Origin of the sequence: Palleronia sp. (assembly GCF_042089775.1) — a bacterium.
GTDB lineage: Bacteria > Pseudomonadota > Alphaproteobacteria > Rhodobacterales > Rhodobacteraceae > Palleronia.
In genome coordinates, this window is sequence record NZ_JBELKF010000157.1 from 1 (window position 1) to 4841 (window position 4841).

The 4841-nt window shown below is 58.4% G+C and carries 5 protein-coding genes; 1 reads left to right on the top strand and 4 read right to left on the bottom strand.

Features of this window, described 5'->3' with window-relative positions:
- Positions 1–543 precede the first annotated feature (543 nt).
- The 4 genes from ACFDS3_RS19015 to ACFDS3_RS19030 form a co-directional block, all read right to left on the bottom strand.
- Positions 544–1374, bottom strand: coding sequence for a replication initiator protein A (locus ACFDS3_RS19015; protein WP_375263915.1), 831 nt, complete (start codon positions 1372–1374; stop codon positions 544–546).
- Positions 1375–1624: 250 nt separating this feature from the next.
- Positions 1625–2287, bottom strand: coding sequence for an AAA family ATPase (locus ACFDS3_RS19020; protein ID WP_375263916.1), 663 nt, complete (start codon positions 2285–2287; stop codon positions 1625–1627).
- 814 nt (positions 2288–3101) lie between these two features.
- Positions 3102–3311, bottom strand: coding sequence for a type II toxin-antitoxin system RelE/ParE family toxin (locus ACFDS3_RS19025; RefSeq protein ID WP_375263917.1), 210 nt, complete (start codon positions 3309–3311; stop codon positions 3102–3104).
- Positions 3312–3317: 6 nt separating this feature from the next.
- Positions 3318–3584: an antitoxin gene (locus ACFDS3_RS19030; protein WP_375263918.1), complete on the bottom strand. Its 267-nt coding sequence runs from the start codon at positions 3582–3584 to the stop codon at positions 3318–3320.
- 141 nt (positions 3585–3725) lie between these two features.
- On the opposite strand from ACFDS3_RS19030, the gene ACFDS3_RS19035 reads away from it, so the two are divergent.
- The coding region (locus tag ACFDS3_RS19035; protein ID WP_375263919.1) for a RelA/SpoT domain-containing protein at positions 3726–4841 on the top strand (1116 nt) is incomplete at its 3' end.

The window sequence follows — 4841 nt, forward strand, 5'->3', positions numbered from 1 at the left end:
AACGCCTCTCGGAAAGCGTCAACTTGCGTCATTCGATGATGGACACACCATTCCTTGAAGGCCCATTTTTCTTCTTCGGAGACCTTGAGGTTCACGTTGGCATATTTTGCCGTGTTCTGGTGGTCGGTCTGTCGAGGCATCAAGCCGCTTTCTGGTTTTCTTGCTTTCAAGCTATCGCTTCGAAAGTGTGTTGTCACTTAGGACGTGCTGCTTACCTCCCTGTTTGAGGGCGACTGTAGTGAAAACGTCGCTTCGCTTGATGGTCACGGCCGGAAGCGCGCAGTTGTAGACTAGGTGGTTGGCCTTGAAGGCTAGTGCCGCAAGTTATCCACAGGCACCAGCCGGGCAGAACTCCGTTAGAAATTATATAGTTACAATAGTTACGCCGAATCAAAACACGTGGTTTCACTAAAGATTCAGTAGGTTGTACGTAAGGCGAGTGTGTAATGTCCCGTGACTTCGTGTGTCTTCTCCCGAGTCCCTAGTGTGTAAAATCCCGAGACCCGTTTGGGTCAGACGATGTGTAATGTACCGAGATAAGAGCTACGGCAGCAGTATCCGGCGATACTGGAGGCGCAGCAGAGGGTCGCCGTTTGCTCCGGCCTCTTCGTAGAGCGTGTATGTTGGCAACGCGTCGCGTTTAATCGCTTTCCTAAGATCCCTCGCAAACTGGCCGTACGGAGCTGGGCTTCCCGTCCGGGAGTGGAGGTCGCGGAATGAGAAGGCCCACCCATAGGGGTTGTCCTTGCCGTTGCCAGCATGCCGCCTTGCGAGCCGATAGAGGAACCGATCGAGGCCACCTGTCAGCTCGAAATACTGCGGGCTGATCGCCAAGATGTCTTTACGCGTCTGGATTGCCCGATACACCCACCGGGGCAGCGTGATCTGCATGCCCAAGGGCCTACCCTTTTCGTCCTCTTCCCAACTCGCATCTGCGAGCAAGTTGAAATCTTCCATCCTATCTTTGGCTCGGCGCCGAATGGTCGTCTCGATACGAGTGGCGCGCAGCCGGCTGATCGCCGCTTTTAGCAGCTCATAGTCACGGCCGCCGGTCGTCCTGCCGATAGATCTTAGGAGATCATACGGGCGAAAAGTGATTGTAGGGCCTGGGTCCTCCCTGCCCCGCTCCATCGCAGCGTTCACTTGGCTGATAGCCCAAATGACAACGTCGAAGTCGTAGATCGTCGCGATCGAGCTGCCGGTCGTTGCGGTGATCTTCACCTGCTGACCGCTTGGCCCCGTCCAGTTCAATTCGGCGGGCGGTTTCTTGGACAGGCTCACCATGGGCGCGGACATTGCGTCACGATCATCTCGCAGTGGCACGTCGCCAACGAGGGCAAAAAACAGGTCGAGCTGTTCTTTAGGTGTGCTCATGACGCCATGACCCCTGCCCTACCGTTTCCGCTTCGCGGCATGCTTCTCTAGGTATTCCTCAAGAGCAGCTGCAACGATCTCCTGGTGTGGCACGCCGGTGTGGGCTTTGTGAATTTGGAGGTCGAGATATACTCGAGGTGGACAGGAGAATGACAGCCTCCTCGGCGGGCCAAGGTCGAGTTCCTGTTCAGGCTCAGGCTCAGTGATCTTGCGTGGCGCACGCTGCTTTGGCTTATCCGCTGGCTCAACCTCAGAGTTTTGCGCCCGCCTTACGAGACTGCTTAGGCTTGCTGGCTGCTTTGCCATTGAGATCCTCCCTGAGGTGGTGCCAGAGTGTGCGAACGTCGTTTCTTGCGAGGCCGCTGGAATCGAGGCCGGATGTCCCGGTTACGAAGTCCCGCTCGTGTGACGTGCGTCTTGGCATGGGCGCGGGGATGACCTTTCCAAGATCCGTCAACGTGAAAAGCGTGTCACGGTAGATCGTGCTGCGGGTGTCTGCTTGCGTAACCAGGAAGCGGTGAGAGACCCCCGCCCTCTCCGCGAGGTCGATAGTCGCTCCGAGTGCGTCAAGATCAACGCCGGATGCCCTGACTGGAATAATGACCCGATCTGCACAAGCCATGACGTGGACTACCCAGGCATCAGCCGCCGGCGGCGTGTCGATGACTAGGACATCAAACTGCTCGGCAGCCGCGTCAACGACGCTAGGCAACTCGGAAACGGCCGGATCCTCGGCGAGCATCTGCGGCTCGCTCTCCTCGCGGCGATCCCACCAGTGTCGCAACGACTGCTGCGGGTCGAGATCCACCATCAGAACTCGCAATCCTGTCGCCGACGCGGCCGCCGCAATATTCCATGAGACCGTTGTTTTGCCGGCCCCACCCTTCTGCGAATTGAAGACGAGAGTATGCATACTTCTGCATGCAGGCACACGAGCGTGAAGTCAAGCACACAGTCACTCATACGTTTATTTACGCGCACGTTTGCACTTGCGCGCGCGCAATCGTGCGCACAAGTGAGCAAATGAGCGCTTGCACGGACAGTCTAATTTTAGATTTTACTGTGCGTGGCTGCACGTGAAGTGGAACTGGGCGTATAGCGAACCATCACCGCAGGCGCCCATTTCCGATGAGGCACTTGACCGACAGAAGGGGCGAGATCGCGTAGGCTAATATCAGACACTGGCCATTAGCGCCGCCCTTCAAAGCGTGGGTTTAGGTTGAGGTGTAGGAAAGCTTCGAGCATCCGGCTCATGGCCTCGCCATGTTGAGCGGGTAGGCGAACGTTCGCACGACCAATGTTTTGGAGAATCCATGCATCTACCTGGCTCTCCGCACCGTCAAATCCGAATTGATCACGGTTAGCCCAAATATCTGCCGCGAAAGTGCTTCCTGCTCGCTTTGTGCCATAGTGCTGACTGGTAAACCGCGGAGAATAGCCAGTTTGTCCAATTCTCAGCCACTCTTGATCTTGAAAAAACAAGTAGATACCGCGCTCCTCTCGCAGAGGCGTGGGGCGGGTATGTGGGCCTGCTTCGAATTCAAGATGAAGGGGGGGCTGCACGATGCCCCGCACTCCATGTATCTGAAGAAACCGACCTAACAGCTCTCGAACCTGCTGCTCCATCGCAATTGCCCCCAAATGCAACGTGAGGCTCCAGGGTTGCACTCGTTGCCTACCGAAATCAATCAGCGCGAAGCGGACTTCGCAGATGGCGCCCCACGATGCTAGTGATGCTCGCACCGGGAGATGCGGACATCCCCTGCCAGTTCATTGAACGACCTCGACCGCGCATGGCCTTCACCCACAGCGTCAAGGCATGCCGCGATCCGGTCGAAGTACCTGTCGGCCTGGTCGGCCCCCCATGTCTCGTAGGTGTACCGCCAGATTTCCCGCAGATCCTCTTCGGCCGCGGGCGTGAGGTCGTAGGTCTTCATGGGCGGCTACAGGCCGGCCTGCTTGCGCGCGTCGCGGCGGATGTCTTCGATGGACTTGTCGGACAATTCACCCCGACGTGCCTGATCGATCCGGGGCTCCAGAAACTTCGCCAGGGCGCTGAACGCCTCGTCCTCGGTCATGCCGTCTAGGGCAGGGGCCTCGCCCAGCGTGCGTTTCAGGACGTAGTCCTTGATGCTCTGCCCCCTGAGGGCGGCGATTGCCTTGAGCTTCTGGTGCTCTTCAGGGGTGATGTCGATTGAGAGTCTGGGCATGACCGTCATGTAGCATCGGGTAAGCAACAAAACAACATTTGTGTCAAAGGTCGCTCGACAATCCAGCGCTGCCGGCCATGGTAGCGGTCGCTCGCTGCGGCAGGAGCGTGGACAGAGTGAGCTTTCCCGATCGATGCGCCAATGCCCATTTTATCCGTTAACCCAACAACGCCCATTCGCTATCTTCGAGCTATGCAATTCAGCCATTCCTCCTACTCGAAGCGCGAGATCGTTGCGGCGGGCAAGCTGCTAGGACAGCGGTTAGAGGCAGCCACGGAGGAAGTCCGCGACGCCTTTCGTATCGCACATGACTGGCGCGTAGCGCATGCATATCCTATGCACCGCATCCGCCTGGAGCTGGGCGGCAAAGTTCGACGCGACGGTGGGAAAGGTTTGACCGCCGCGCGTGTCAAGCGAATGGCTTCCATTCGCCGAAAGCTTGCGGCCTCGCCGGTCACGCTCTATCAAATGCAGGATCTCGCGGGCATCCGCGCTATAGTGCCTGACCCGGCAGCGGTCGATCGGGTGGCCGGCCTCTTCGCCGCCGGTGAAACACCACACCTCCTACAGCGCGAAAACGACTACATCGCCGTGCCCCGCGATAGCGGGTATCGCTCGCGGCATCTTATCTTGAAGTTCCAAGAGGGAGGTGGTTCCGGCCCATACGATCGGCAGACTGTCGAGATACAGCTGCGAACGCGCTTGCAGCACGCTTGGGCAACGGCCGTGGAGGCGGTGGGACTGACCCGCGATGAGCACATCAAGGGTGGCGAGGGCTCGACGGAATGGCAACGCTTTTTCGCGTTGATGGCGGGCGAAATCGCGGCGCGGGAGGGAACTGCTCCCGTTCCGGGTGTGTCAGAAGATACCTTAGTAAGACGAGCGGAATTGAGTGACCTTGATGATACCCTCGGTGCCATACGTGAACTCGATGGGCTCAACGAAGGGCTGGCAGCGACGGAGAAAATCGTGGGGGCGAATGCATATTTCTTGCTGCGCTTCGATCGAGCCTCGCGGACTGTCACGGTGAAGCCTTACGCCTCGCTTCTCACCGGTGGACGGGCTTACGACGCAGCGGACGGCTTCGGCGCATCGGGTACGGACGTGCTGATCGAAGTTGATCGGATTGCTGACCTGCGGGCGGCGTACCCGAACTATTTCCTCGACGTTCGCCAGTTCCTCGCCGTAGCACGCGCCGCTATTGGTGGGTGGGATTTGCCACCGGAGGCTGGGGCCGAAGCAGCACTCCAAGACCCG

What these genes read in the sequence shown, in the direction of transcription:
- ACFDS3_RS19015 (WP_375263915.1), bottom strand. Translation starts at nt 1,374, where the DNA reads ATGAGCACACCTAAAGAACAGCTCGACCTGTTTTTTGCCCTCGTTGGC.
- ACFDS3_RS19030 (WP_375263918.1), bottom strand. Translation starts at nt 3,584, where the DNA reads ATGCCCAGACTCTCAATCGACATCACCCCTGAAGAGCACCAGAAGCTC.
- ACFDS3_RS19020 (WP_375263916.1), bottom strand. Translation starts at nt 2,287, where the DNA reads ATGCATACTCTCGTCTTCAATTCGCAGAAGGGTGGGGCCGGCAAAACA.
- ACFDS3_RS19025 (WP_375263917.1), bottom strand. Translation starts at nt 3,311, where the DNA reads ATGAAGACCTACGACCTCACGCCCGCGGCCGAAGAGGATCTGCGGGAA.